At 41.6% G+C, this 26477-nt stretch carries 29 protein-coding genes and 1 riboswitch; of the genes, 11 read left to right on the plus strand and 18 right to left on the minus strand.

Features of this window, described 5'->3' with window-relative positions; all coding sequences use genetic code 11:
- Positions 1-99: 99 nt before the first annotated feature.
- The 11 genes from E0E32_RS06970 to E0E32_RS07020 all read right to left on the minus strand — a co-directional run bounded on the left by E0E32_RS06970 (position 100) and on the right by E0E32_RS07020 (position 9653).
- Positions 100-990 (minus strand): Cof-type HAD-IIB family hydrolase, encoded by an 891-nt coding sequence (locus tag E0E32_RS06970; protein ID WP_130859368.1) that lies wholly within the window; start codon positions 988-990, stop codon positions 100-102.
- Positions 991-1094: 104 nt separating this feature from the next.
- Complete coding sequence (locus E0E32_RS06975) at positions 1095-2042, minus strand: ring-cleaving dioxygenase (protein WP_130859369.1); 948 nt, start codon at positions 2040-2042, stop codon at positions 1095-1097.
- 241 nt (positions 2043-2283) lie between these two features.
- The gene (gene hxlA / locus E0E32_RS06980; protein WP_130859370.1) at positions 2284-2901 is read right to left on the minus strand and encodes a 3-hexulose-6-phosphate synthase; all 618 of its coding nucleotides are present in this window, start codon (positions 2899-2901) and stop codon (positions 2284-2286) included.
- A gap of 12 nt (positions 2902-2913) precedes the next feature.
- On the minus strand, positions 2914-3864 hold the full coding sequence (locus E0E32_RS06985) for a sugar kinase (RefSeq protein ID WP_130859371.1): 951 nt from the start codon (positions 3862-3864) through the stop codon (positions 2914-2916).
- 15 nt (positions 3865-3879) lie between these two features.
- Positions 3880-4563, minus strand: a complete 684-nt coding sequence (gene rpiA, locus E0E32_RS06990; protein WP_130859372.1) for a ribose-5-phosphate isomerase RpiA — start codon at positions 4561-4563, stop codon at positions 3880-3882.
- Positions 4564-4569: 6 nt separating this feature from the next.
- Positions 4570-5859, minus strand: a complete 1290-nt coding sequence (locus E0E32_RS06995; RefSeq protein ID WP_130859373.1) for a TRAP transporter large permease — start codon at positions 5857-5859, stop codon at positions 4570-4572.
- The gene (locus E0E32_RS07000; protein WP_130859374.1) at positions 5859-6344 is read right to left on the minus strand and encodes a TRAP transporter small permease; all 486 of its coding nucleotides are present in this window, start codon (positions 6342-6344) and stop codon (positions 5859-5861) included. Before E0E32_RS07000 ends, E0E32_RS06995 begins: the two co-directional genes overlap by 1 nt.
- A 15-nt stretch (positions 6345-6359) precedes the next feature.
- On the minus strand, positions 6360-7388 hold the full coding sequence (locus E0E32_RS07005; protein WP_066188431.1) for a TRAP transporter substrate-binding protein: 1029 nt from the start codon (positions 7386-7388) through the stop codon (positions 6360-6362).
- A gap of 48 nt (positions 7389-7436) precedes the next feature.
- Complete coding sequence (locus E0E32_RS07010) at positions 7437-8066, minus strand: bifunctional 4-hydroxy-2-oxoglutarate aldolase/2-dehydro-3-deoxy-phosphogluconate aldolase (RefSeq protein WP_130859375.1); 630 nt, start codon at positions 8064-8066, stop codon at positions 7437-7439.
- A gap of 13 nt (positions 8067-8079) precedes the next feature.
- On the minus strand, positions 8080-8637 hold the full coding sequence (gene hxlB / locus E0E32_RS07015; RefSeq protein WP_066188435.1) for a 6-phospho-3-hexuloisomerase: 558 nt from the start codon (positions 8635-8637) through the stop codon (positions 8080-8082).
- A 14-nt stretch (positions 8638-8651) separates the two neighbouring features.
- A complete protein-coding gene (locus E0E32_RS07020) occupies positions 8652-9653 on the minus strand; it encodes a LacI family DNA-binding transcriptional regulator (RefSeq protein ID WP_066188437.1) in 1002 nt (333 codons plus the stop codon).
- 213 nt (positions 9654-9866) lie between these two features.
- Positions 9867-9982: riboswitch (TPP riboswitch) on the plus strand.
- A gap of 69 nt (positions 9983-10051) precedes the next feature.
- On the opposite strand from E0E32_RS07020, the gene thiW reads away from it, so the two are divergent.
- Positions 10052-10552 (plus strand): energy coupling factor transporter S component ThiW, encoded by a 501-nt coding sequence (gene thiW, locus E0E32_RS07025; protein WP_130859376.1) that lies wholly within the window; start codon positions 10052-10054, stop codon positions 10550-10552.
- Positions 10553-10768: 216 nt separating this feature from the next.
- Here thiW and E0E32_RS07030 read toward each other — a convergent pair whose 3' ends face one another.
- The 4 genes from E0E32_RS07030 to E0E32_RS07045 all read right to left on the minus strand — a co-directional run bounded on the left by E0E32_RS07030 (position 10769) and on the right by E0E32_RS07045 (position 15183).
- Positions 10769-10951 (minus strand): PspC domain-containing protein, encoded by a 183-nt coding sequence (locus E0E32_RS07030; protein ID WP_130859377.1) that lies wholly within the window; start codon positions 10949-10951, stop codon positions 10769-10771.
- A gap of 35 nt (positions 10952-10986) precedes the next feature.
- Complete coding sequence (locus E0E32_RS07035) at positions 10987-11826, minus strand: aldo/keto reductase (protein WP_130859378.1); 840 nt, start codon at positions 11824-11826, stop codon at positions 10987-10989.
- 113 nt (positions 11827-11939) lie between these two features.
- Entirely contained in the window at positions 11940-14309 is a 2370-nt protein-coding gene (gene helD, locus E0E32_RS07040) for an RNA polymerase recycling motor HelD (RefSeq protein ID WP_130859379.1), read from the minus strand.
- A 184-nt stretch (positions 14310-14493) separates the two neighbouring features.
- Complete coding sequence (locus E0E32_RS07045; RefSeq protein WP_066188450.1) at positions 14494-15183, minus strand: adenine nucleotide alpha hydrolase family protein; 690 nt, start codon at positions 15181-15183, stop codon at positions 14494-14496.
- A 639-nt stretch (positions 15184-15822) separates the two neighbouring features.
- Between E0E32_RS07045 and E0E32_RS07050 the strand changes: the two genes are divergently transcribed.
- Genes E0E32_RS07050 through E0E32_RS07080 form a run of 7 tightly spaced genes read left to right on the plus strand, consistent with a single transcriptional unit; the run spans position 15823 to position 21665 of the window.
- Positions 15823-18231 (plus strand): Na+/H+ antiporter subunit A, encoded by a 2409-nt coding sequence (locus tag E0E32_RS07050; RefSeq protein ID WP_066188452.1) that lies wholly within the window; start codon positions 15823-15825, stop codon positions 18229-18231.
- On the plus strand, positions 18224-18670 hold the full coding sequence (locus E0E32_RS07055) for a Na(+)/H(+) antiporter subunit B (RefSeq protein WP_066188453.1): 447 nt from the start codon (positions 18224-18226) through the stop codon (positions 18668-18670). Before E0E32_RS07050 ends, E0E32_RS07055 begins: the two co-directional genes overlap by 8 nt.
- Entirely contained in the window at positions 18658-18996 is a 339-nt protein-coding gene (locus tag E0E32_RS07060) for a Na(+)/H(+) antiporter subunit C (RefSeq protein ID WP_066188457.1), read from the plus strand. The genes E0E32_RS07055 and E0E32_RS07060 overlap by 13 nt, the downstream gene beginning before the upstream one ends.
- Positions 18989-20470, plus strand: a complete 1482-nt coding sequence (locus tag E0E32_RS07065) for a Na+/H+ antiporter subunit D (protein ID WP_130859380.1) — start codon at positions 18989-18991, stop codon at positions 20468-20470. The genes E0E32_RS07060 and E0E32_RS07065 overlap by 8 nt, the downstream gene beginning before the upstream one ends.
- Positions 20471-20486: 16 nt before the next feature.
- Positions 20487-20969 carry a Na+/H+ antiporter subunit E gene (locus E0E32_RS07070; protein ID WP_066188460.1) on the plus strand — a complete coding sequence of 161 codons (483 nt, stop codon included), beginning with the start codon at positions 20487-20489 and terminating at the stop codon, positions 20967-20969.
- The gene (locus E0E32_RS07075) at positions 20969-21253 is read left to right on the plus strand and encodes a Na(+)/H(+) antiporter subunit F1 (protein WP_066188462.1); all 285 of its coding nucleotides are present in this window, start codon (positions 20969-20971) and stop codon (positions 21251-21253) included. Before E0E32_RS07070 ends, E0E32_RS07075 begins: the two co-directional genes overlap by 1 nt.
- A gap of 37 nt (positions 21254-21290) precedes the next feature.
- Positions 21291-21665 carry a Na+/H+ antiporter subunit G gene (locus E0E32_RS07080; RefSeq protein WP_066189045.1) on the plus strand — a complete coding sequence of 125 codons (375 nt, stop codon included), beginning with the start codon at positions 21291-21293 and terminating at the stop codon, positions 21663-21665.
- Positions 21666-21709: 44 nt separating this feature from the next.
- Here the strand turns inward: E0E32_RS07080 and E0E32_RS07085 are convergent, their stop codons facing one another.
- Positions 21710-22618, minus strand: coding sequence for a DUF1002 domain-containing protein (locus E0E32_RS07085; RefSeq protein WP_066188464.1), 909 nt, complete (start codon positions 22616-22618; stop codon positions 21710-21712).
- A gap of 251 nt (positions 22619-22869) precedes the next feature.
- On the opposite strand from E0E32_RS07085, the gene E0E32_RS07090 reads away from it, so the two are divergent.
- Both E0E32_RS07090 and E0E32_RS07095 read left to right on the plus strand, forming a co-directional pair.
- Complete coding sequence (locus E0E32_RS07090; RefSeq protein WP_130859382.1) at positions 22870-23079, plus strand: hypothetical protein; 210 nt, start codon at positions 22870-22872, stop codon at positions 23077-23079.
- Between the two features lie 11 nt (positions 23080-23090).
- Positions 23091-24083 (plus strand): Rpn family recombination-promoting nuclease/putative transposase, encoded by a 993-nt coding sequence (locus E0E32_RS07095; RefSeq protein WP_286171784.1) that lies wholly within the window; start codon positions 23091-23093, stop codon positions 24081-24083.
- Between the two features lie 50 nt (positions 24084-24133).
- On the opposite strand, the gene E0E32_RS07100 is transcribed toward E0E32_RS07095, so the two are convergent.
- Positions 24134-24511, minus strand: a complete 378-nt coding sequence (locus E0E32_RS07100) for a RidA family protein (RefSeq protein WP_066188466.1) — start codon at positions 24509-24511, stop codon at positions 24134-24136.
- A 102-nt stretch (positions 24512-24613) separates the two neighbouring features.
- Here E0E32_RS07100 and E0E32_RS07105 point away from each other — a divergent pair, with 102 nt between their 5' ends.
- Complete coding sequence (locus tag E0E32_RS07105) at positions 24614-25015, plus strand: secondary thiamine-phosphate synthase enzyme YjbQ (protein WP_130859384.1); 402 nt, start codon at positions 24614-24616, stop codon at positions 25013-25015.
- A 53-nt stretch (positions 25016-25068) separates the two neighbouring features.
- Here the strand turns inward: E0E32_RS07105 and uxaC are convergent, their stop codons facing one another.
- On the minus strand, positions 25069-26469 hold the full coding sequence (gene uxaC / locus E0E32_RS07110; protein WP_130859385.1) for a glucuronate isomerase: 1401 nt from the start codon (positions 26467-26469) through the stop codon (positions 25069-25071).
- Positions 26470-26477: the final 8 nt, after the last annotated feature.

Consider the following 26477-nt stretch of genomic DNA (forward strand, 5'->3'; position numbering starts at 1 on the left):
TGGCAGTTTGCAGTGGGATTTACGCACGGTTACGCAGTGATAAATGAGCGTGAATAAATGCCATACCCTGCATCAATATGTATAAGGGTATGGCAAGTTTTATTCTCGTACAGTATTGACTCCTTGTCCCTTTTCCGTGCCATGCAACAACTGCTGCAAATAATGATAGACGCCCTCTTCATCATTTGTGGCGGTTGTTATTTCTTTGGAAATCCGTTTTATTTCCTCGGTGGCATTCTTCATCGCTACTGGATGGCCGACATAATGCATCATCGGAATATCATTATTACTATCTCCCATGGCTAAGGTGTGTTCCGGACTTATTTGGTAATGCTCCAATAGTACCTGTACCCCTGTCGCCTTATTAATTCCTTCAGCCATCACTTCCACGTTATGTGGCGAAGAAGAAGAGGTAGTGAAATCGGCGGTTTGCTTTAATTGCTGTAATCTTTGGATCCATGCCTGCATTTTCTCCTGTTCATTGGTAAAACAATATAATTTTGCTACCTTATAAGGCGGATAGGTTTCCGGCCAGTTGATATCGCCAGCCATTGCCGCTTCTCGATCAAGCCATTCATGAATACCAACTTCTTCCGGTTTGTCCCGATCAATCATCTGCTTCATAAAGGCATAGTCTTCTTGCAATGTCCAACGATGATGATCATTCGGGTGAACCTCATAATAAATCTGATCCTCTCGTGCCAATTCGATCACATCCTCGACAATCGCACGGTCTAGCTCGTATTCTGCCACCTTTTCTTTGTTAATATAACTAATCATCCCATTCGACGTAACGAAGCCATCCAGTTCAATATCTGCTGGTGCGGCATCATATAATTCTTTCAGGGAGCGGCCGGTAACAATAAACACCCGTACCCCTTGTTGTCTCCATGCTTGAATCATGCGCAAAGTCTGATCAGAAATCGTATTATCATGTCGTAAGATGGTCCCATCCATATCTAAACAAATGGCTCGTAGTTTATCGATCATTTTCATGTTCCCCCTTTTTCGAATATCCTTTTATTATAGCAAAAAAAGAAGATGGATTATACGTAAATACAGCCCTTACGATTTTTCACGTAAAGGCTGTATGCTTATTTGAGTTGAATTGGCTTCAAATGTTGTTCAATTTCTTGTCGTCTATCTTCCAAAAATGGGGGCAAGGCTATACTCTCGCCGAGATGCTCCTCCGATTCATCTGTCGCAAAACCGGGTCCATCCGTTGCTAGTTCAATCAAAATCCCATTTGGTTCACGGAAATAGAGAGAATGAAAATAATAACGATCGACCAACCCTGAATTCGGCAGGCGTTCTGCTCGGATTTTATCACGCCATTGTTCCAGTTCCTGTTGGTTGTCTACCCGCAAGGCAACATGGTGCACGCTGCCTCTTCCTGGTCTTTCCTTATCTGCTTTTGGATCTACCTCGACCTGAATCTCTGCACCGGTACCACCAGCCCCGACAGTATACAAGTGCAGGGAGCCTTGCTCATCTATTTTACGAAAACCGAGCAAATTCACTAGGATTGCTTCCGTAGGCGTCAAGTTTGGCACAGTAATATAAACAGGCCCTAAACCGGTGATACTGAATTCTTGCGGTACAGGGCTCTTATGCCACGGTACACCTGCTGCTATCCCTTGGTTATGCTGGTCGGAAACAAATATCAATCGCTGCCCTTCATGATCCTGAAAGGGAAGCACTTTCCTGCCCCATCGCTCCGATATCCCATCATGGATAACATCATATTGATCAAGACGTTGTTCCCAATAAGATAATGCCTCATCAGAAGGAACCCGTAATGATGTACCAGAAATACTGTTGTTCCCTGGATACGTATGGCCAGCGTTACTTATCTCAAAAAAAGTTAGATCAGTACCTGGTCTTCCTATCTCATCGGCATAAAACAAATGATACATACTTGGATCATCCTGATTAACGGTTTTCTTCACCAGCCGCATTCCCAATATTTTCGTATAAAAATTGACATTCCGCTGAGCATCGGCGGTAATAGCGGACACATGATGTATACCTTTTAACTCCATGGTGAAGCCTCCTTTCTCGTTAACGTCTATTGTATCGTTCTTTGATCATAATGGGAAGCAAGCAACTCTATGGCTGTGCAGGTGCTAGAGCATCGGGCAGTATCCCAGACAGTTTCGCCTTCTTTCCGGACGGTTTTGCGCGTATTCCGGACGGTTTCATCTGCTTTCCGGACGGTTTACACCCTTTTCCGGACGGTCTCGCATTATGTCAACTAAATCAAGCGAGTTGTCACTCCAATGTCTATGACATCTGCCTCTTTAATTGCTTTGCTGCTTGAGCCACGTCAGCGTTACCAGTTATCGCACTGCCCACGATCACAATATCGGGCTGATGTGTGACAATCCCCGGTAGTGTCTTTTGATCAATACCGCCAGCCACTGCTACTTCTAAGTCTGTGCCAGCAGTTAGAGAAAACAACTTGCTGTCAAAACGCTCACTCGTTTGTTGATCTTTACCTACATGAAGACAAACCAGCTCTACTCCAAGGTGTTCAAGCTGTTTTACCCTATCTGGCGTTTGTATTTCTAATAAGTCTACCATGATGATACCGTCCATTCCTTTGGCAACCTCCAAGGTATCCTGAATCGTTTGATCTGCGGAGAACGCCATCACTGTAGTGATATCTGCACCTGCTGCAAAGGCTTGTTTTGCTTCATGTTTACCGGCATCGCATGTCTTCATATCGGCTAAAATCGTGCGACTAGGGAACAATTCCCTTATTTCTCGAATAATAGAGACACCGTATTCCTTGATCACCCCTGTGCCAATCTCAATAATATCCACTATATCTTTCGTTGCGCCAACTATTTCTATACATCGATCACGTGCGAGACGATCTAATGCCAATTGTAATCTCATTTTGGTACCCTCCTAACGCTCTACTCGCTCTACTTCCCCTAGCCTTTCTTGCACGTCCTCATAGTACGGTAACCCTTCGTTGTCTCCAATAACCCCAACCACCATTGAGCCTATCGTATTAGCAAAGTGTAATGTCCGTTCTAATGACCAGTCACGCAGATAGCCATATAAAAAACCAGCATTAAAGCCATCCCCTGCCCCCACAGTGTCTACTACTTTGGTTGCCTTCACTACTTCGGAATGAACGATCTTCCCTTGATAGCAGCCCACAGAGCCATGCTCTCCTTGCTTAACAGCTATGCAAGACACACCCATAGCCCTTATCTTTTCAATAATACGTGCTGGATCTTTTTCACCAATAATAATTTCCATTTCTTCATCGCCCGCTAGCAAAATATCCACATAGGGCAGGATCTCCAACAATGTCTTCCTTGCTTCCTCTTTCGACCACATTTTCAGCCGTATATTGGGATCAAAGGAAACTTTCACACCATGCTGTTTAGCTATTTCCAATGCTCGCAACAAAACATTCATGTTCTGGCCACCAATCGCTGGAAATATTCCCGTTACGTGCAGTACCTTTGCCTGCTTAATATACGCTTCATTCAATCCATCTGGCGTCATCGTTAAGGTTGGTGATTTATCCCGGTAATAAAAGGTTTTGACACTGCCATCCTCCATGATTTCCTTAAAATTCAGTGAGGTTGGATATCTATCTACCAGTTTAATTTCGGTTGCGTCAATACCCTCGCCTTTAATAAAGGTGCGAATCGACTTACCGAACTCATCATTCCCTAAATGAGTGATATAGCCTGTCTCTAACCCTAATCGAGCGCAGCCAGTTACTAAGTTAAGCTCAGCACCTGCAATATGCTTATGAAATCCATTAACAAACTTCATCGGACCTGTGGCATTGGGATTAAAAACAATCATTGCCTCTCCTATCGTGATAACATCCTTCATCTATGCTCCCCCTCGTTATTGCTTACGTTTGCGGATATGCAGCTTACCATGTTCTGCAGCAATCACTTCATCGGCCATGTTCAGAAAAAGACCGGTATCCACGACCCCTGTCAATGTTTTTAATTGTTGATGCAATTCGGAAGGCTCTGTAATCTGTTCAAATGAACAATCGATAATATAATTGCCATTATCCGAAACAAATACATGATCTCCTTGATAGCGTCTGCTTGTGCGACAGCCTAATTGTTGGATGTGCTGTTCGGTGACTTTCCAAGCAAATGGAACCACCTCAACCGGAAGAGGAAAGGCACCTAACTGTCTCACCAGTTTGGATTGATCGACAATCACAACAAAATAATCGGCGGCAGCAGCAATTAGCTTTTCCCTTACCAAGGAACCGCCTCCTCCTTTTAACAGTTGAAAATCAGAATCGACCTCATCGGCGCCATCAATGGCAATATCCACTCTTTTATATTCTGAAAAAGAAGTAAGCGGAACGCCCAGTTCGGTTGCTAATTGTTCGGATTTCTTCGAGGCTGGAATGGTTTGAATTGATAGTCCTTCCCTTTGGATACGCTCCGCCAGCGCTTCTATCATATAATTAACAGTAGATCCCGATCCAAGTCCTACAATCATGCCATCCTTTATATAATCTATGGCTGCCTCTGCAGCCGTTTGCTTATCATTTTTCACTATCATTCACTCCTAACCAAATAATTCCGGACTAAATAATTGTGGAATGTAAAAGGCAATGTCCGGGAAAAAGGCAATAAACAAAAGGACCACCAATACAATCCCAATATAGGGGAGCACTGCCACAAAGGACCGTTCAGTTGACATATTCCCTATTTTTGCAGCAAGTAACAAACATAACCCATATGGTGGTGTAATCAGCCCTACTGCTAAGGTCATGACTACCATTATCCCTAAATGTACGGGATCTATTCCAAATTCTAAAGCCGTCGGTAAAATAATTGGTACAAATAAAATCATCGCTGGAATCGCGTCCATGAACGTACCAATGAAAAGGAAAAAGGCAATAATAATCAAAATAAACAACCATTTTGCCCCAATATTATTTTCAAAAAAAGTCTGAGCAATAGAACCTAGCTGATAATAACTCATTAATTCACCTAACGCACTGGCAGCAGCTAAAGCAAACAAGGATAAAGAACTCAATGCCAAGGTATCAAATAATATTTTTGGAAAATCCTTTAGCTGTAAGGTTTTATAGTAAAACATGCAAATCAGCGTGGTATAAATACAAGCCACCGCTGCTGCCTCCGTTGCGGTAAAGAGCCCGCTGATAATGCCACCAATAATAATAATTGGTGTAAGCAATGCCGGAAATGCTTCACGAAACAGCTTAAATATCGCGCTTGCTTCTACCCGTTGATCCTTCGGGTACTTTCGTTTAACGGCGACTACATAAATCAAGATCATCATCGCCAAACCGACTAAAAGCCCTGGAACGATTCCACCTAGAAACAAAGCCCCGATCGATACGTTGGATAGTCCTGCAAAGATAATCATCGGGATACTTGGTGGAATGACCACACCAACGGTAGAAGAGGCAGCGGTTACACCAACAGCCGTCTCTTTATCATAGCCTTTACGCAACATGCTTGGTATCAGGATTTTTCCAACTCCGGCTGTATCTGCTTGTGAAGCGCCAGATACACCTGCGAACATCATCGATACAAGCACATTCGCATGCGCTAGCCCGCCACGAATCGAACCAACAATCGCTAAGGCAAATTCGATCATCTTTTCTGATATTTTACCTGAATTCATTAAATTCGCTGCCAAAATAAATAAAGGCACGGCCAATAGCACAAATGAGTCTAACCCATTCACCATTTTCATTGGCACCGTGGCTTCTGGTGTATACGGCATACCAGCTATTCCGATCAAGGCCACAATCCCAATTACAAAAGCTATCGGTACCCCAACGAACATCAATACAAGGAACAAACCAAGCAGTAAAAATCCCATTATTCATGCACCTCCTGCCCTCGTAGGGATTGGATATGACTAGCCATATGCACTAGCGTATAGATCAGCATCGTGCCTGCCATAATGGGAATGGCTATCCATACATAGCCCATCTTCATTTCCGGAATGGAAGACCAGGTATAACTCCAAAATTCTTGTACCACTTGAATCCCCAGTACAAAAATACATAGGTTGAACAAGACTAACACCGTATCGTTAAACAATTGAAGGTATATCTTTTTCTTCCCTTGTAGTTTTTGCACCAAAAAATCGAAGTTAAAATGTTCCCGACGATTCACCATCACTGCCGCACCCATAAACACCGCCCATATAAACGAATAATTCGCTGCTTCTTCGGTCCAAATCACCGATACTCCTAAATATCTGGTGATAATTTGCAGAACAATCACTCCGAAAAAGATAAAGAGAAAGGCTATGCCTATGGAAATCTGTATTTTTTCTAAGGTGCCTACCCACTTTCTCATCCAATTACCTCCTTGTTATTCCTCTAATGAACGGATTTTCTGCAATAATTCTTCTACTTCAATCTCTTTGGCAAATGCCTCAATGATTGGGGTCGCAATCTCGATAAACGGTTCACGATCAATCTCGTTTACTTCAGCCCCTTCCTCTATCGCCTTCTCTTTATATTCTTCATCCTGCTGCAAGGTCACTTCCCGTTCGGTTTCCACAGAGGCCTCGGCCGCTTGCAGAATAATCTCCTGCTGCTTGGACGTATAGTTATCAAACTTCTCTCCATTGATCAGTAAAAATCGTGTCGTAAAATCATGCGCCGTTTCCGTGATATATTTCCCGTTAGGCGTTGTATGGTGAGATTGCTGGACAAAAAATGGATAAGCATTCTCCGATGAATCGACTACATCCTGTTGTAACCCTTGGTATAGTTCGCCCCAAGCAATACCAGATGGTACTACACCAAGCTCCTTCCAGAAATCAGAGATAACCCCTGATGTTTGGGTACGTAATGATAACCCTTTCAAATCTTCTATTGATTCAATCGGTTTTTTGCCATAGTAATGCCGTACACCAGCTGACCAGTAGCCTAAGAGCTTAAACGAATTATTCGATTTATCATTAATGACTTGTGCCATCTCTTTGCCTACTTCACCATCTACAGCTGCTAACCAATGATCATACGTATTGAACAAATATGGTGCAGAAAACAAGTCCACTTCCCGTATTCCTGTTTGCGTCATCAGACCAGGTGAGGCCACGACAACATCTGCTGCCCCTAATTGTAGCTTCTCAATTAACTCTGACTCCTCTGTCCCAATTGTACCAGCATGCACTTCTACTTCCATTTGTCCGCCTGATTTTTCTTCGACTATTTCTTTAAATTTTAACAACCCTGCCTGATAAGGATTATCTGGTGATGTCTGATTATGCGCGGCAATAATTTTTATCTTTCCTTCTTCGTTAACCTCTACTTCATCCGTATTGCATCCCGTAAAAAGTAGGGTAATAATCCCTGCCAATAGGGAAAGGAACACCATTTTATTTTTTGACATGCGGCTACCTCCCTTATGCATGTTGATCCTTATTTGAGGCTTATCGACTTATGAATTCGCTCGTCGAATATAGTTTTCCGCTCGTTTCGTCAGCTCCTGATAGTCGGCTTCTGATTTCAACTGGACAGCATTTACTAAGTTGCTTCCTATCCCCACAGCGGTACTTCCTGCTTGTAAATAGTCATTCATATTGTTGAGTGTGATTCCGCCGGTAACCATTGCCGATACGTGCGGCAGAGGCCCACGGATATTTTTGATATAGGACGGGCCTACAGAATCAGCTGGAAATATCTTCACCATACGTGCCCCATGTTCATAGGCAACAGAAATTTCTGTAGGTGTCAGCACCCCTGGAATATGTTCGATTCCATAACGCTGACATAATCGTAGTGTATCGACATTCCACGTCGGGGAGACAACAAAAGCCGCCCCTGCCATGATGACAGATCTGGCTGTTTCCGGGTCTAGTACGGTTCCTGCCCCAACTTTCATGGCTGGATCTGCTTCTCGTACTGCCTTTTCAATAATTTGGTTTACTTGCGGGGTTTCTGCCGTAATTTCCACATGATGTACGCCACCTTCTGCCAACGCTTCCAAAATAGGTACTATATTTTCTTTCGTTGCCTTTCTAATGACGGCAACCACCTTCTCTTGCTTAATTCCTTCGATAATAGACATAATTTTCTCTCCTCTACTCTAAATTGGTGTGCTGCTGACGTAAGCTTGCCTCATCACGAGCAGCTGGATAGGTTTCTAATAAATAGACGATAATCGCATCTAATAACAGATGAGCGGACTGATCGAATGAACTGCCTAATGGTTGAATAGTTTCAGGTTCTGACGCCAAGCGTTTCTTCGTTGCCGCTGGGATCTGTACCGTTACATCGCTTCGTTGTCCAATCGTTGAATCTGGATTGGTGGTGACCAAGGCTACTTTGGCGTCAATCTCTTTTGCTTTTTGTGCATATTGGAGTAAACTAGCGGTACCACCCGAACCGGAAATAACCAACAACAAGTCTTGGGAACCTAAGCTCGGCGTAATCGTTTCTCCTACAATAAATACCGGATATTCACTATGCATTAAACGCATGCCGAACATTTTTCCCACTAACCCTGATCGACCTGTTCCGGCAATAAAGATTCGTTTGGCAGACTGGATGGCCTCTGCTAATTGGATCATCTCTGTTTCCTTGACATGATCAAGCACCTCTCGCACTTCGTTTACAATGGTAGTTGATATATTTTTCATGGTAACACCCTTTCTCAACAGGATTCTCGTTTATTTAAGGTTGGTGGAAAACGATAAACTTGCAGCTTTTCCTCCTTTTGATCAACCATACATTCAAACAGTATTTCTGCCGCTTTCTTCCCCATGTCAAAGGCAGGCTGAGAAATCGTGGTTAACGGTGGGTTATAGAAATTGGCAAAGGACACGTCGTCAATACTTATCACCGCTACCTCCTCTGGTATCCTTAATCCTTGCTGTTTAATGAACGTTAATACCTCATGTAGCACACGGTCATTAATCGCAAACAAAACATCTGGCGGTTGTTCATTTTGAAACAGTTCAGCTAACTTGTTGGTTAAATCCACCATTTTTCCACTTACCTTGTAAGAAGGTAATAGCTCCAATCCATGTTCCTGTAAGCTCCGCTGGAAAGACTCTACCCTCTCTATTCGAGGAGTAATTGCGGCTGTAAGTGGTGAACTGACAACTGCTGGCCGTTGAAAGCCCTGCTGAACGATTTCAGCGACAGCCAACTGGGCAGCTGTTCGATTGTCCAATAAAATCGATGGAATATCCAGAGATGGAATAATTCGATCCATTAAAACAACGGGATAATCTTCTTCCAGCAGTTTTTGATAAAGCTCCACGTTATCGCCAGTTGGGAAGGCAATCACACCGTCCACTTGCTTTGCCCGCAGCATCTCGATATATTTCTTCTCTTTCTCTGGCTGATCGTCGGCATTACAGACAATCACATGAAAACCTTTCTCCTGACAGAAATCTTCAATCGCCCGAATCACCTGAGTAGAAAATACATGGAGGATATTAGCCACAATCACCCCAATTGTCGTAGAAGATTTTTGTTTCAAACTACGTGCGACCATATTCGGTTTATAGTTTAATTGCTGGATCGCTTTTTCTATTTTTTGTTTAGTATCCGCTCCCATATAATCAAAACGGTGATTAAGATATTGGGAGACAGTACTTTTTGATACCCCGGCTAATTTAGCTACATCTGCAATGGTTATCCTTTTCATACGCATACCCCTCTAACTAGCTTTTAACTACTAAATCGGTTTAGTAAATCGATTTAGTGAAAGTATAAATCATTAGAAAGCGTTTTACAACCCTTTTATATAAATTTATTTTTGCGATAATGAAAAGGAATGTTGCTATATACATGGACAATAACTTTGTGAAAAATTGACTTTTGCGCTATCTTTGGTACAATGACATACAATTACATATGCATGCACTACTAGGGGTGCCTATCAGTATAGGCTGAGAGAAAGGCGCGATCAAGCCTTTTAACTCTATGAACCTGATCTGGTTGATAACCAGCGGAGGGAAGTAGGTTATTTAGCCAGGTTCTTTTTATCATAAGAATCTGGCTTTTTTCCTTCCTTGCGTGCAAAAAAACAAAGGAGGAAAAGAAATGAATCGAACACATTTACTCACGATAATGGCGGTGCTCATTGCAATTGGCACACTGGGGTCGCAATTTCTCTGGTTCCCAACAGGGGTGGCAAAAGCCTATCCAGTACAGCATGCCGTTAATGTCATTGCAGCCGTCATGCTTGGTCCTATACCAGCTGTTGTCATTGCCTTTACGATTGGATTATTACGAAATCTATTAGGTATTGGTACATTATTGGCATTTCCAGGAGGAATGGTTGGCGCCTTATTAGCGGGCTATCTTTATCGATGGGGACATAAGAAGTGGCTTGCTGGAGGGGGTGAAATGTTCGGAACAGGCATTATTGGCTCGCTATTATGCGTCCCTTTTGCCAAGCTTGTGATGGGAACTTCAGTGGGAGTACTGGCCTTTCTGCCCGGCTTTCTTGTCAGCAGTATTACCGGGGCATTGATTGGTCTGTTACTACTGTCACGTGTGAAGCACACCTCACTTGTCAATCAAACACTTCCATCTAAATAAGAAAAACTGACAAATTCCACCTGCTCCCTTATTACTAACCGAAACTAGATACGAACTACTGATAAGATGGATGATGTTAAACATCCATCTTATCAGCACCCCGATTCATTCAAGGTCGAGATCTATCCTAATCCTTTTATACCAAAGATTTTTTTCTTTACTTTTCAAGAAAAAAATTGATGACTGCTAAGATACAAGCAGTCATCAACCTTATGATCACAAGGTAGGAGCATCGTCCAAAACATAGGCCAATACGACATAAACCCAGAAAGACCCTCCTAAAGTAAGAAGGAAAATAATGCGAACGGGTAAAGGAGTGATGCCGAAAAAATCGGCAATCCCTCCACAAACGCCAAGTAGGACACGGTCATTCACCGATTTATTTAATTTCCTGTTCATCACGAAATCCCTCCTGAAGAGTCTTGCCTCCCTATTTATCGATTGTTCATTTCATCTGGGTCCGCCCCAACCCGATCGTCTTTATTCATGTCGGCAATCAATTTCATTTCAGCATTGGTTAACTCAAAATCAAATACATCCGCATTATCATGAATACGCTGTTGTTTCACCGACTTCGGAATCGTAATTACTTCTTGCTGTAAGTCCCAACGTAAAATAATTTGTGCCGTGGATTTCCCATGTCGTTCTGCAATCTCCATCAATGTTTCATCCGTTAATAGTTCCCCTTGTTTTAACGGAGACCACGCCTCTAACTGAATGTTATGCTTCTTACAATAGTCATACAGGCTTTTTTGCTGTAAATGTGGATGATACTCCACTTGATTAACCATTGGTGTAATTTCTGCTTTTTCCAACAGTCTATCAAGATGGTGTTCCTTAAAATTACTTACACCGATCGCTCTTATTTTCCCATCATTATATAGTTCCTCCATCGCCTGCCATGATTCTCTATACTTGTCTTGTTCTGGTACTGGCCAGTGAATAAGGTATAAGTCCAGATAATCTAATCCTAATCGATCTAAACTCGCTTGATAAGCTTGGAATGTTTCCTCATAGCCTTGATCTCCATTCCACAGCTTTGAGGTAATAAACAACTCTTCTCTTGGGATACCCGAATCTTTGATTGCCTTACCTACCCCTTCTTCATTTCTATAAATAGCCGCCGTATCAATACTTTTATAGCCATGCTCCAGCGCCCATTTCACAGAATTGTAAACCTCTTCGCCATCTTGCACTTTAAACACGCCTAAACCAAACCATGGCATGTTCACACCATTATGCAAAGTAGTTGTCGATTGTAAATTCAAAGCCAAAACGCCTTCCTCCTTTTTTATCATCTCTTATGTACCACCTGGGGAAAACACCTCACAGGTGGAATACTACTACCACACCATTCCCTTTTTCCTATTTGATCAAACATTGATGATTAACGATCCGCCTTTGCGCCAATTTGATGAATTTTATAGTGACTGTACAATCTGTGCGATACATCCTTGAGGAATTTGGTTGGCTCCTTGATAGTAAACAAAGCTAACTGGTGCATTGCCCTTGTACAAGCCGTATAAAATAGATGACGTTCTAATTCATCTTGATAATTGTCATTTGAGGCGTCCGCTATAATGACGGCATCAAATTCGATTCCTTTCGCTAAATAGGTTGGAATAATCACAATACCCTTTTCAAAAGTATGTGCCGTTTGTGTCATCAAATGCACATTTATCAAACGATGATAACGTTGGTACAACTTCTCACACTCTGCCATCGTCTTGCCGATAATGGCAATAGTCTCATGACCTTCTGCTTGATATGTTTCGATTTGCTCGATTAACTTCTGATCCAGCATTTTTTGCTGCTCTACTTCGATAAAAATAGGTTTGTCACCATCTCGTTCAAAAGGCTCGATTAAATCCCCGTTCTCTACGAAAGATTTGGTAAACTCAACAATGGGTGCCGTTGAGCGATAGCTACGTGTTAACACAATTCTCTCATGCTTCTCCTGCCATCTCTCCGACAAAAGTGTTTCTTCCCGCAGTGCATGTGCATAAATCGCTTGGTTAATATCACCAAGCAAAGTCATCCGGCTGACCGGAAACATCTTCTTCATTAAAGCAAATTGAAATGGCGTGTAGTCTTGTGCTTCATCAATAAACAAGTGTTGAATCGTTCGCTGCGCGTCAAACCCTAATATACTTTTTTGAAAATAAATAAAAGCAGGGGCGTCCTCCCAAGTGAGATATTTCCTCTGCAAATATTGATCAGTTAAGACACAAATATCCTTCCAATCAGGAGGCAGCACCAAGCCGGCTTCCTCGGCCCACTCTCCATTAGTGAACAATTGGCGGAAAGTTTGCAAGGTATCCACAAAAGCAAGCTGTTTTATTTTCTTACGTAAAGGACGTAACTTGTCAGCTACCACTCGTTTTCTCAACAATGCTTCTTCTCGGTCATAATCATCAAAACTATTTTCCGAGAAACTGTTCTCTTCTTGCAGAGTCTGATGGACATCCATATAATCTTCTTTTTCTAGTAGTTCCGTTTCTTCTAAGACCCAATCTTTCTCCCGTTCTTGCTGTTCAACTTTCTTCAACTGTACAAGAATCCAATGAGCGACCTTTTCCATTCGTTCGGAAATAGATAGTGTGTCTTCCGTCTTATAAAAATATTTGGCAAGCAGCGACTTTGGAATAATGGTCTCACCACGAAAGGAAATATTGCGGAATTTCAAACCATGGTGAGAAAGCCGTTCCAGAAAAATATCGATTAAACGTTTGTAATCCATACTTGCCTTATAATGCATAGCCTCCACACGTGCTTGGTAATAATCCCTGTTTTTCTGTAAATAAAACTCCATTTGTTCAAAAGGGGTTTCTAAGGTAAAGCGATTATCTAACTGACGATGCAGATATTGATAGAACGTCATTTGCTGCATATTGTCCTCACCAAGCTCCGGTAAAACCGTGGCCACATAGCTATTAAATAAAGGATTGGGTGAAAATAAAACAATTTGCTCCGATGTAAGTGTCTCCCGATAACGATATAACAAATAGGCTACTCGTTGCAGGGCAGCGGATGTCTTACCACTCCCAGCCACTCCTTGCACTATCAGCACTCTTGCCTTCTCATTTCGAATAATCTGATTTTGTTCTCGTTGAATAGTGGAGACAATGCTTTTCATTTTGGTGTTGGCTTGGTCCCCAAGAACGGATTGTAATAAGTGATCACCAATTGTTAATCCTGTATCAAACATTCCCTTTAGTTTTCCTTGTTGGATCATATATTGTCGTTTTAGAGTTATTTCCCCGGAAATATTATCATCTATTGTGTCATAATTTGCCGGCCCAGGTGGAAAATCATAGTACATACTCGAAATCGGAGCACGCCAATCATACACTAGGAAATGATTCTCTTCTTTATCAAGCACGGAGGCCAAACCAATATAGATTGGTTCTCCCTCTTCTTGACCAGATTCTTTAAAATCAATACGGCCAAAGTATGGTTTGTTTTTCAATCGTTCTAATATATCCAGGCGTTCACTAACCTGTCCATGGCTGCGCTCTCGCTCTGACAAAAATTCAGCCTGTTGTTTGATACTCGCTTCTGTTTCGATTTTATCATCCATTTCTTCGATATTCACCGTGACATCTTCCCAGAAATCGCGTCTAATATCAATGACATCTTCTTTAAGGTCTTTTTTTCTTTCTTCTAATTCCGTTATCTTTCTTGAAATTTCACGAACTACTTCACTTACTCGCTGTTCTTCCTGCTGCCGATCCTGTTGATTGCTTTCCTCTGCCATTGATTCCACCTCCATGGCTCTTTACAGATGTTGTGATCTTATATTTCCTAACAAGCATCAAGCTTACTCCTTATTTTCTCTTGTTTGCCCACTAGATTAGCACAAAATGACTTCTTTTTCATTTATTAAACCCTAACGAATTTATTGGACAAGCAAGGCTCCCGCTTTTCAAAAGGGGAGCCTGCTATCGTATATTTTTTACATTAGGAGGGGCATCTGGTTTCCCCGTACATATATCCTCTGTCACGTGTACTTTCTTCATTTTACCATGATCATCAATAAACTTAAATATACCATTATTGAAATCGGTGCCGACTTCCTTATAAAAAATTCCTTCATAAAGGTTATGTTTAGAACGGGTGAAGCTCAAAAGGTATCTCCCTGTCTCTTCCTCTTCTCGTAAGAAACCTCGCACCCCTTTTTCATATGGTATGTTATCCACTCCCTTTAAAGACCTTTCTAAGGAGACAATATGCAGATCGATAAACGTCAATTCTTTCAACAATACATTTACAAAAGACCCCTTAGTAATCTCTTCCCAACGCCTTTGCGGGCTTTGTCCTAATATAATCTGGGTAATGTTATACTGATGGGCTACTTCTTTGATTACTTTTACTGAGGAACGTTTTTCGTTGTCACGGATAATAAACGCATCTACATCTAACTCATCGCAAAGCTCTTTCCACTTATCAACATACTCTGACTTATCTGGATCAAAGGCATCGTATGGCAGGTTGTCTACCGTTAATACATATAAAGGACAATCCATAATTTGTGCTAGTTTGTGACCACGCTTAATCAAACGTTCTCCATTAGGACCATAGTATACACAGACCAATATGCTTTCATCCATACAGCTTTTTACCTTTTTCATATCCACAACTCACCTTTCTATTCCGATCATTTCACCCACCAATAATGAAACCTCACCAAAAAAATTCTTCTGTTTATATACAAAAGACAGTAACCCCTCATCTTATCTGAGCGATGCCGAGGTATTTTCGACTGTCTAGTAAACCAATTTCATTTATGCTGAAAACTGTATTATTCTAACACGTATTTTATATTAAGTATAGTACCTTTTTGCAAATTGTTGCAACCCTTTCCCTTCACCGAATTGAAATCGCCTACATTTGATAAAATTCGTTCCATATCGTTGCGTCATACATGCATTGATATCTTTTTTCTTGTATAATAAACCATGGTAAGCTATTCTCCATATCTACCTTTGTCTGAGCTACGAACAGTTACGATGAGATGAAAAATGTTGTTGAAAAGTAATGTTGTTTTTCCACTATATAAAAAGGGTTTCCATTCATGTTTCCTTTAAGTGCGTGTTCAAACTTCGCCAGCGAATTATTCCATTGTCGAACTTCTTGAACATCCTCTTTAGATACACTTAAGCACGTAATCCTTACACTAACTGTGTACCATTCATCCGAAAATTTCAAATTAAAAGATCGATTTTATTATGCTACCATTTGCAGTTTTTTTGATTGGAGGTTCTCCTATATTGTCTATCTTATTATTGGCGATATTTATTCCTTTTATTACAGCCGTTCTATTACCTTTTCTCTCGCGTTATGTAAGACGCATTCATACAGGCTGGTTTGCTATTATTGCACCTATTTGCTTGTTTATCTTTTTTATTCTACTCGTTCCTGATATTGCCAATGGTGCTATACTAGAAGCCACTCTTACATGGATTCCTAGTTATGGGATTAATATAACGGCATATATAGATGGGTTAAGCTTGACCTTTGCCCTGTTGATATCGGGAGTTGGAGCATTAGTTATTCTGTACTCTATCTATTATTTATCTCCGAAAGAGTCACTAGGGCATTTCTATACGTATCTCATGCTTTTTATGGGAGCGATGCTTGGTGTCGTTGTATCTGATAATATTCTTGGCCTCTATGTTTTTTGGGAATTAACCAGTATCTCCTCCTTCCTGCTGATTGCCTTCTGGTATCAACGTAAACGCTCAAGAGATGGAGCAAGGAAGTCACTGCTGATTACCGTGACCGGTGGTATTTCCATGTTAGTAGGGTTCTTAATGCTTGGTTTTATCGCAGAAACCTGGCGCATTCGTGAAATGATCGATATGGCTCCTATATTGAATGAGCAACCTTTATTTATCCCGGCCATGCTCCTTATTCTCTTAGGAGCCTTTACCAAATCTGCTCAATTCCCCTTTCATATTTGGCTCCCGGATGCGATGGAAGCACCAACACCTGTCAGTGCCTATCTCCATTCCGCGACAATGGTCAAGGCAGGAATTTACTTAGTAGCTCGTTTTACGCCACTATTTGGAGGTGAAGCAATTTGGTTTTGGATGGTTACCTCAGTAGGGCTGTTCACACTATTCTGGGGTTCGTTCAATGCCGTTAGACAGACCGATCTCAAGGCATTACTTGCTTATTCAACCATCAGTCAGCTCGGGATGATTATGAGCATGTTTGGAATCGGCTCAGCTGCTCTCTATTTGGGTTTTGGAACAGAGTCTGTTGTTTATACCAGTGCTTCTTTTGCTGCTCTGTTTCATTTAGTCAACCATTCCACCTTCAAAGGAGCCTTGTTTATGATGGTGGGCATTGTAGACCACAGTGTTGGCACACGTGATATTCGTCGATTAGGTGGGCTGATGCCCCTCATGCCCATTACCTTTACGATTGCCCTAATCGGAAGCTTATCGATGGCTGGACTGCCACCGTTTAACGGCTTCTTAAGTAAAGAGATGTTTTTCACTGCTGTGTTAGATATTCAGGACGCTTCATTCTTTTCTTTAGACACATGGGGGATTTGGCTGCCGATTATCGCCTGGATCGCTAGTATATTTACGTTTATTTATTCAGCGATTTTGATTACGAAGACATTCTGCGGGCCATATCGAGAAGAACGATTGGAAAACCCTGCCCACGAACCAAAAATGGGTATGCTTCTTTCGCCACTTCTATTGGTAAGCCTTGTGATTGCCATCTTCTTCTTCCCTAACGTGCTGGGAGAATATTTATTAACCCCTGCTATGCACGGGCTTTTTCCTAATTTAGCCATTCAAGGAGAGCCACTAGGGGAGGAAATTTCGGCTTGGCATGGATTTGGAACAGAGCTCTGGATGACAATCGGTGTGATCGTGTTGGGGCTGCTACTATTTTCCACTAAAAAACATTGGGCTGGTATATACAACTTACTACCCAAACATCTATCCTTGAGTGTGCTGTATGGAAAACTTTTAGAACAGGCGGAAAACACCTCGACTTCGCTAACCAATTTGTATATGACTCGATATTTACGTGATTATTTGCTATACATTTTCTTATTTTTTGTGTTGGCGATTGGGGGAACGATGATCTATACAGGGGCTTATAGCTTTACTTTGCCTGCCAACGCCCCTATTTCGACTTTTGAATGGATTGTCTCCTTGGCAATGATGGCCGCTGCTGTGTCGATTTTGTTTGCTAAATCACGCTTAACCGCTATCGCTTTAAACAGCACGCTCGGTTTCGGTGTTGTCATCCTGTTCGTTCTGTTTCGCGCACCTGATTTGGCATTGACGCAAACGGTAGTAGAAACCATCACTACAGTCTTGTTTTTAGTAGCTTACTTCTTTTTGCCCGAATGGGAGAAAGAGAACAATAAACGGCGTACAAACATAGCTCACCTGATCATTTCTATCGGTGTCGGCGCCGTATTTACTGTGGTTGCCTTAGCCGTTCAAGGAAATGCTTCATTTGCTTCGATATCTACCTACTTCGAGGATGCTTATGAGCTCGCTGGTGCCAACAATATTGTCAATGCCATCCTAGGAGACTTTCGAGCCTTAGATACGATGCTGGAAATCATTGTATTACTTATCGCAGGCATTGGTGTATACGTATTTATTCAATTAAAACAAAAGAAGGAGAGTGAGGATAATGACTAGATACCGCATTAATAATGTTATTTTGCGTACTGTTACCAAGCTGGTCACCTTTATTATCCTTACCTTGTCAGTTTACTTATTCTTAGCCGGACACCATAATCCTGGTGGAGGATTTGTTGGGGGACTCGTGCTGGCCTCCGCCTTTGTCCTCATGTTTATTTCATTTGATATCGAAACCATTCGCAAAGCGATCCCCGTTGATTTTAAACTGGTAGCAGCCTTTGGTGCTCTGCTTTCGGTTGGGACAGGGTTTGGTTCCTTATTATTTGGCAAAAACTTTCTTAGTCAAACCTTTGGTTATTTTCAACTCCCTTTTTTCGGAGAAACGGAACTTTCAACAGTGATGCTGTTTGAAGCAGGCGTTGCCCTCGTCGTAGTCGGTGTTGTTGTTACGATTATATTAAACATTAGTAAGGATGAACAATCATGGAAACATTAGTAACCATCCTCGCAGGCGTCTTAGTCACCGTCGCCACCTATTTATTATTATCGAAAAGTTTGATACGGGTTATTATCGGTACTGCTATGCTTACCCATGCAGCGCACTTACTGATTATTTCTGTATCAGGGTTAAAAAATGGCAGTATTCCTATACTTGGTGAAGGAGAAGGAAGCCCTGTAGATGCTCTGCCGCAAGCACTGATTCTAACCTCGATCGTGATTGGCTTTGCCGTCACAGCAGTCGCACTCGTATTAGCTTATCGAACTTATCAAGAGAATGGAACGGACAAACTAGATGAGTTACGGGGGGACCCTAATGAATAATTTAATTGCAATGCCAATGATGCTCCCCATCTTGGCAGCGATCATCTTTCTATTTGTACGTCGATATATTCGCCTGCAACGCGGAATTAGCTTGCTAATCATGGCAGCAAATATCGGCATCAGCCTGTACTTATTACAACAAATTCAAGATCAAGGTATTCTGCGGCTTGATTTTGGCGGCTGGGAACCTCCCTTTGGTATTTTATTTGTTGCTGATTCCTTTTCTATGATATTGGTGTTAACAGCCAGTATCGTTACAGTGGTCTGTCTTATTTATGCCTTTTCTTCAATAGAGCCAGCGTTTGAACGCATGTTTTTCTATTCCTTTATCCAATTACTTACAGCTGGAATTAATGGGTCTTTTTTAACTGGCGACTTATTTAATTTATTTGTCTGTTTTGAAATTATGCTGTTAGCCTCCTATGTATTGATAGCCTTTGGTGGTAGAAAAGGACAATTAAGGGAGTCGATGAAATATGTGATCATTAACGTGATTTCCTCTTGGATTTTCTTAATAGCGATTGGTTATCTCTATGGAAGCATGGGGACACTCAACTTTGCACATCTATCAGAGCGTATAGCAGAGCAGGGACAAACACCTATTATTACGGTGATTGCCACAGTATTTCTTACGGTGTTTGCCCTTAAGGCTGGATTATTTCTTTATTTCTGGTTACCCGGCTCTTATGCCGTCCCGTCTCCTGCTATCGCTGCCTTATTCGGGGCATTGTTAACAAAAGTCGGTATCTACGCCATGTTCCGTACGTTTACATTATTATTTTATCATGAGCCAGCGATCACCCATACTATCATCGGCGTATTAGCTGCTCTTACATTGATCGGTGGCAGCGTTGGGGCAATTGCTTATAAGGACATCCGCCTTATTGCTTCCTATAACGTGGTCATTGCGGTTGGATTTATTCTCGTCGGTTTATCTATCTCAACTCAAGTGGCAATCGAGGGAGCATTGTACTATTTGGTACACGATATGCTGGTCAAGGCTTTATTATTTCTTTTAGCTGGGATGATGATTGCCGTTACCAAAGAAACCAAGATCGATCAAATGAGTGGCTTGATCAGAAACTACCCCGTGATGGGCTGGATGTTCTTCATTGTTACTCTGTCTCTTGCCGGAATCCCCCCGTTAAGTGGTTTTATCGGGAAAGTATTAATTGGCGAAGGGACATTACAAGCAGAATCTTACATTTTACTAGCTCTAGCCTTCCTTTCCAGTATTTTCGTCTTGTATTCACTAATGCGAGTGTTCCTCACCAGTTTTTGGGGAGAAACCATGATCAGTACCGACGAAGAAATACCCATGAAAAAAGGGTGGCTGATTCCTTGTGCAATCCTGACGGTTGGTACGATTGCCCTTGGATTAGGCAGTGAGAGTATATCGCTATATATTCAGGATGCCGCAGAAGTGTTAACAGAACCGCAACGGTACATCGACGCTATTTTAACGGACAAGTAAAGGATGTGAATAACCTATGCCTGCTCAATTTCTAATCAATATGTTTATCGCCTTATTATGGACTTTAATTAGCGATGAAGAAGAATTACGTTTTACTACCTTCGTTGCAGGGTACCTAGTAGGGATTGTGATTGTTTTTTTAATGCATCGCTTTTTTGGCCAACGTTTTTATTTAGCAAAATTCTTTGCTCTTGTGAAGCTGCTTCTCATTTATAGTCGTGAATTAATACTGTCAACAAAACTGGTAGTTGGTCATATTTTACGCCCGAAAATTAATATCAAACCTGGACTGTTCAAATACGAAACAGACTTAAGAGGAGACTGGGAAATAACGGCCTTGGCCCTGCTCCTGATGCTGACACCAGGTTCTGTAGTAGTAGAGGTAACCCATGAGGGGGATGGTTTTTATATTCATGCCATGGACGTGGAACAATCAAAAGAAATGTTGATTCGCTCGCTAAAAAACTTTGAAAAAGCGATTCTGGAGGTGACAAGATAATGATCGAATGGATGCTTACTGCTGCTCTTACCATCTATGGATTGGCTATTGCTATCAGTACAGTCCGCATTATTATCGGCCCCAGCCTGCCTGATCGGATTGTGGCCTTGGATATGATTGGTGTGATGCTTGTCTCTTGTATTGCGATTGTGTCCGTTATGTACGGAACAACCGCCTTCCTTGAGGTCATTCTGATATTGGCTATTCTGGCATTTATTAGTACGATTGCCTTCTCCAAATATATTGAGAGGGGGACGATCATTGACTATCGGAGGAACGATTGAGTTTATTGCTGCCTTTCTTATTTTAGCTGGTGCGATCATGGCTCTGATTAGTGCTATTGGGATTATTCGTTTTCCGGACGTTTACACCAGATCCCATGCTGGAACCAAAAGTTCTACTTTAGCAGTATTACTCACATTGCTTGGAGCATTTATTCATATTGCAGCGGAACAAGGTTTCTATAGTGTGAGACTGTTACTAGGAATCGTCTTTGTTTTCTTAACCGCTCCTGTCGCAGGTCATGTTATTATTCGTGCAGCTTATCGTGCCCAAGTAAAGATGTCGGATACAACGGTAGAAGATGAGTTAAAACAAGAGGTAGAACGAATGAAGAAGAATGCCGAAGCGGATCGGAATGAACGAGGAGAGATTATAAATGAGGAACAAAAAGAAGAAAAAGAACAACAACAATAGCGAAGGACCCATCAGCGTAACATTGACGGGTCCTTCCAGCTAAATTAGTTAAACAGTCCCTTAATCGAATCCAATAATCCCTCAAAGAAATTCTTTACTTCTTGCCAGAATCCTTCTGTATCAGTTCCTGTCACTTCATCCAGCTTGCCTTTTATGTCACCAATAATACCTTCTAGTTGTTCGCTAACCTTTCCGAAATCAATATCCAGATTACGCATTTTTTCAAAAAGATTGGTCAACATCTCGCGGTCTTCCGGACTCAATTCGATATTTAGTTGTTCCAACTGTTCACTTACGATTCGCTCCACATCTTCTTTTGTCGCTGGGTTTTGTTCCGCTATTTGCTGCTTAATCTCACTTAATAGCTGGGTGACCTTTTCTTGGTCGATGCCCGACTCTTCTGACAAATCGGTTGCCACATCTAATTCTTCATTGGCCACTTCCATGCGCTCTTCATCTAATGCTTCCCCTTCCACATTAAATGCCTTATAAATACCTGTAAGTGCGGAATGACCTGTCACCCTAAGCGGTGAAGCTACCTCGACAAGGGCATTCTCCACTCCAGCGGTTAATAAAGCATTGGCATACATTTCATTGGTCACCTGAGTGATATTATCTGGTGTGACGATATTAACCACTACTCCATGCCCTTCATTTTTCCGAGTAATCAGGGCAGAGGAATACATATTAGAGCTTGGATCTCCACCAATAAAGTTCACTAAGTCTTGCGCTGTTACGATATATTCATCCACTTGTTCTGGATCAGTTGCATTTAAGGTTGTTCTGACCTTGTCCTTATCCTGATCTGATAAAGCTTCACCAAGAACCAGCTTCGGTTTACCATTTTTCTCATCAATTACATCCCCATTGTTTCCTGTACTTGCTAACACAGCTGGGGAGAAGACTAGTCCAATAAACATTATGGCAATAAGCATCCATGTTATTTTCTTCATTGTTTTTCTCCTTTTCGTCATGATACTTACAGATACATTATGCTTGATTTTATGTTCAAAGGAAAGGATTATTCGTTATTTTCTTTAGTTTTTCCACATATTTATTTGGTAAAGAAGCGCTTGGATTGAGTAAAGCAGATTATTTCATATTTTTCTGTTAATATACTTGTTTTAAGAACGAACGTTTGGTGTGATCTAATTAGAATCTCACCTCGGTAACTAGCCTCATTACAATACAAGGATGTGTCTCTATGCTTTCCGTCACAGAAACGACTTCTTATGCTTTATTCCCAGCCACCAATCAAATGATTGTCGAAGACCTCGACAACTATGAAGAAAGGCAAGATTATCAATCACTCTATCAGATGGGTGAACATGAATTAATGGATTTAAAGGTTGATTACGCCTTCAAGCAACTTTTTGGCAGCGAGAAAATAAAGAAAGCCCTCGCAGTTTTTTGAATGGTTTTTTGTTGAAATCAGGTAAAGGCCCGATTCAAAGTCTAACATTTAAAAACGTAGAAATTTCCCGAGAATATGAAAATGATAAAGCAGCACGCCTCGATTTATTGATTGAAACAGCGAATAATGAGAAGATTAATGTAGAAATACAGTTCGCTAATCAGTATAATATGGTTAAACGTACGTTATATTATTGGGCTCGAATCTACGAACAACCTCTAACGAAAGCGCAGGAATATGATGTATTGCAACCAGTCCTCACCATTAACATTATGAATTTCAACTTATTTGAAGATGTACCTGATTATCACACTGTATATCAGCTACTCGAACGTCGCATGCACATACCATTAACCGATTTAATCGAATGTCATTTTGTTGAAATGCCGAAATTAATCAAAGCTTGGGAAGAAAAAGCACTGGACCCGAAAGAAGATCCCCTAACACGGTGGCTGTTATTGCTTGGGTCCGTAGATAAGCGGCGTAATAAATTTCATGAAGATATCTTTCAAGAATTGGAGGAATTGGCAATGAATGATCAAACATTACAAGAGGCCATGGACAACTGGAATGAGTTAAGCCAAACGGAGGAGCAAAGGCTAAGGTATGAAGCCCGATTGAAGAACATCCTCGATGAGCAGTCACGCCAACGCAGTATGGAGCGAAAAGCCGAACAGATCCGCCAAAGAGAAGAGCAGATTAAACAAAGAGAAAAGAAGGTCGTGCAAAGAGAAGATAGGATCGAACAAAGAGAAGACCGGCTTAAACAAAAGCAAGAAGCATTAAAACAGAAGCAAGAATTGATAGATCAGAAACAAGAGACGGTAACTGACCAAAGAAACAAACTGGAGCAACAAACACAAAAAGCTACTGTCTCTGAAATTGCCCGCCAATTGCTTCGACAAGGTCTAGAAATCGGCCTCATTTCCGAAAGCACAGGGTTATCTATTACCGAGATTAGCATGCTCCAACAAGAACTAGATAATGAGCGAAACAAAAACTAGCCCTTCAACCATCCATCAACTGGCAAGGGCTAGTACACACAATGGATCTATTATTTTTTCACAATGGCATCCATTTCCACGCCCACACCTTTTGGCAGCTGGCTTACTTCTACAGTCGCACGAGCTGGGTATGGTTCTTGCAGAAATTTGGCATACGCCTCATTAATAGTTGCAAAATCCGCCATATTGGTGATATAAATCGTGAACTTCACCACTTGTGAGAAAGAAGCTCCCGCCTCGGTTAAGATGGCTTCTAAGTTTTTCATCACTTGATCGGTTTGAGTCGCAATATCACCCTCCACTACTTCCATCGTTTCGGGATCGAGCGGAATCTGTCCAGAAACAAATAACAAATCTCCCGCGTCTATTGCCTGTGAATAAGGACCAATTGCTTGCGGTGCCCTATCTGTATGAATTGCCTTTACCATATCTATCGCATCCTCTCTTAAAAAGTACTCCATAAAATTTTAACATACTTTTGATTTCTAGTAGAATAATAATAACACTACTTTTTACAAAGGATGATAGATATGGAACAAACTTTTCCGTTACGCACCAAACATCATGATGAGATGATTGATATCACAGCAGAAGTGCAACGTTATGTACGTGAGCAAGAGATCAATGATGGGATAGTGATTGTCTCTTCCCTTCACACCACTGCTGGAATCACCGTTAATGAAAATGCCGATCCCGATGTCAAAACCGATTTTCTCAGACGATTGCGTGAAGTCTATCCATGGGAGCATCCAGAAGATTTACACATGGAAGGCAATACAGCAGCCCATTTAAAAGTAAGCACAGTGGGACATAACCAAACCATCATCATAACTGATGGACAGTTATTGCTAGGCACTTGGCAAGGAATCTACTTTTGTGAATTTGATGGACCACGCCAGCGTAAGTTTCATCTTAAAGTTATCGAAGGGTAAAACTTAAAAGCTGTCCTAGCCACAATGAGGCTAGGACAGCTTCTCACCAAATTTTAAAAAGGAAAATATTCTTTTGCGTTATAATACGAAATATCCCTGACAATCTTGGCCAATGTCTCCTCATCATTCGGATATTCACCATTTTCCACCCATTCACCGACCAAATTACACATAATCCGGCGGAAATATTCATGGCGTGTATACGATAAAAAGCTTCTGGAATCAGTCAGCATTCCAACAAACTGACTAAACACACCGATATCAGCCAACGTCTCCATTTGGTTTATCATCCCTAGTCTAGTGTCGTTAAACCACCAAGCAGTACCTAGCTGTATTTTCCCTGGTATTCCGCCGCCTTGGAAACTACCAATAATCGTAGCAATCGTCACATTATCCCGAGGGTTTAAGGAATATAGAATGGTTTTTGGTAACGAATCAGACCGTTCTAGTGAATCTAGTAATCTTACTAACGGCTGGGCCAATAACTGATCATTCATCGAATCGAAGCCTGTATCCGGACCAATCTTTTCAAACATACGCTGGTTATTATTCCGGTGAGCATTCATATGATATTGCATTACCCAGCCTTTTTCATGGTATGCTTTGCCTAAAAAGGTGAGCAAATACGACTTATATTGTTTTTCCTCTTGCTCGGAAACTTTTTCACCATTCCATGCTTTAGCAAAAATAACCGCTACTTCCTCTTCTGTTGCCTCTTCGTATACGACGGTATTTAAGGCATGGTCCGAGACACGTCCGCCGTGTTCATGGAAGAAATCAATCCGTTGTTGCAACGCCTGGAGCAAGTCAGTGAATTGTGTAATCGATAAGTCTGCTGCTTCTTCCAGCTCTTTCACCCAATCTTGGAATCCATCCTGGTTGATCTCTAAACCTTTATCCGGACGATAACTTGGTAATACCTTGACTTGGAACGACGGATCATCGGCAATCTTCTGGTGATACGCTAAAGAATCCGTGGGGTCATCGGTTGTACAAACTACTTCTACCCCTGAATTCACGATAAAATCGCGGACATTCCAGTCTCCGCTGGTTAGTTGTTCATTCACTTTCTTCCAAATACTCGGCGCCGTGCTTTCATTTAAAGACTCCTCCACGCCAAAGTAACGCTTCAACTCCAAGTGGGTCCAATGATAAAGTGGGTTACCTATTAATTGTGGCACCGTCCTAGCCCAAGCTAGAAATTTATCATAATCCGAAGCGTCACCCGTCACATATTTTTCTTCCACACCATTGGCACGCATCGCCCGCCATTTATAATGATCGCCATATAACCAAACCTGAGTGATATTCTCAAATTGGGTATTTTCATATATTTCTTGCGGACTCAAATGACAATGATAGTCAATAATCGGTAAATCTTTTGCGTATTGATGATATAGGTGCTCTGCGGTTGCGTTGTGCAATACAAAATTTTCGTCCATAAATGCCTTCATTGTATCCC

It is taken from the genome of Gracilibacillus phocaeensis (assembly GCF_900626275.1).
Classification (GTDB): domain Bacteria; phylum Bacillota; class Bacilli; order Bacillales; family Amphibacillaceae; genus Gracilibacillus; species Gracilibacillus timonensis.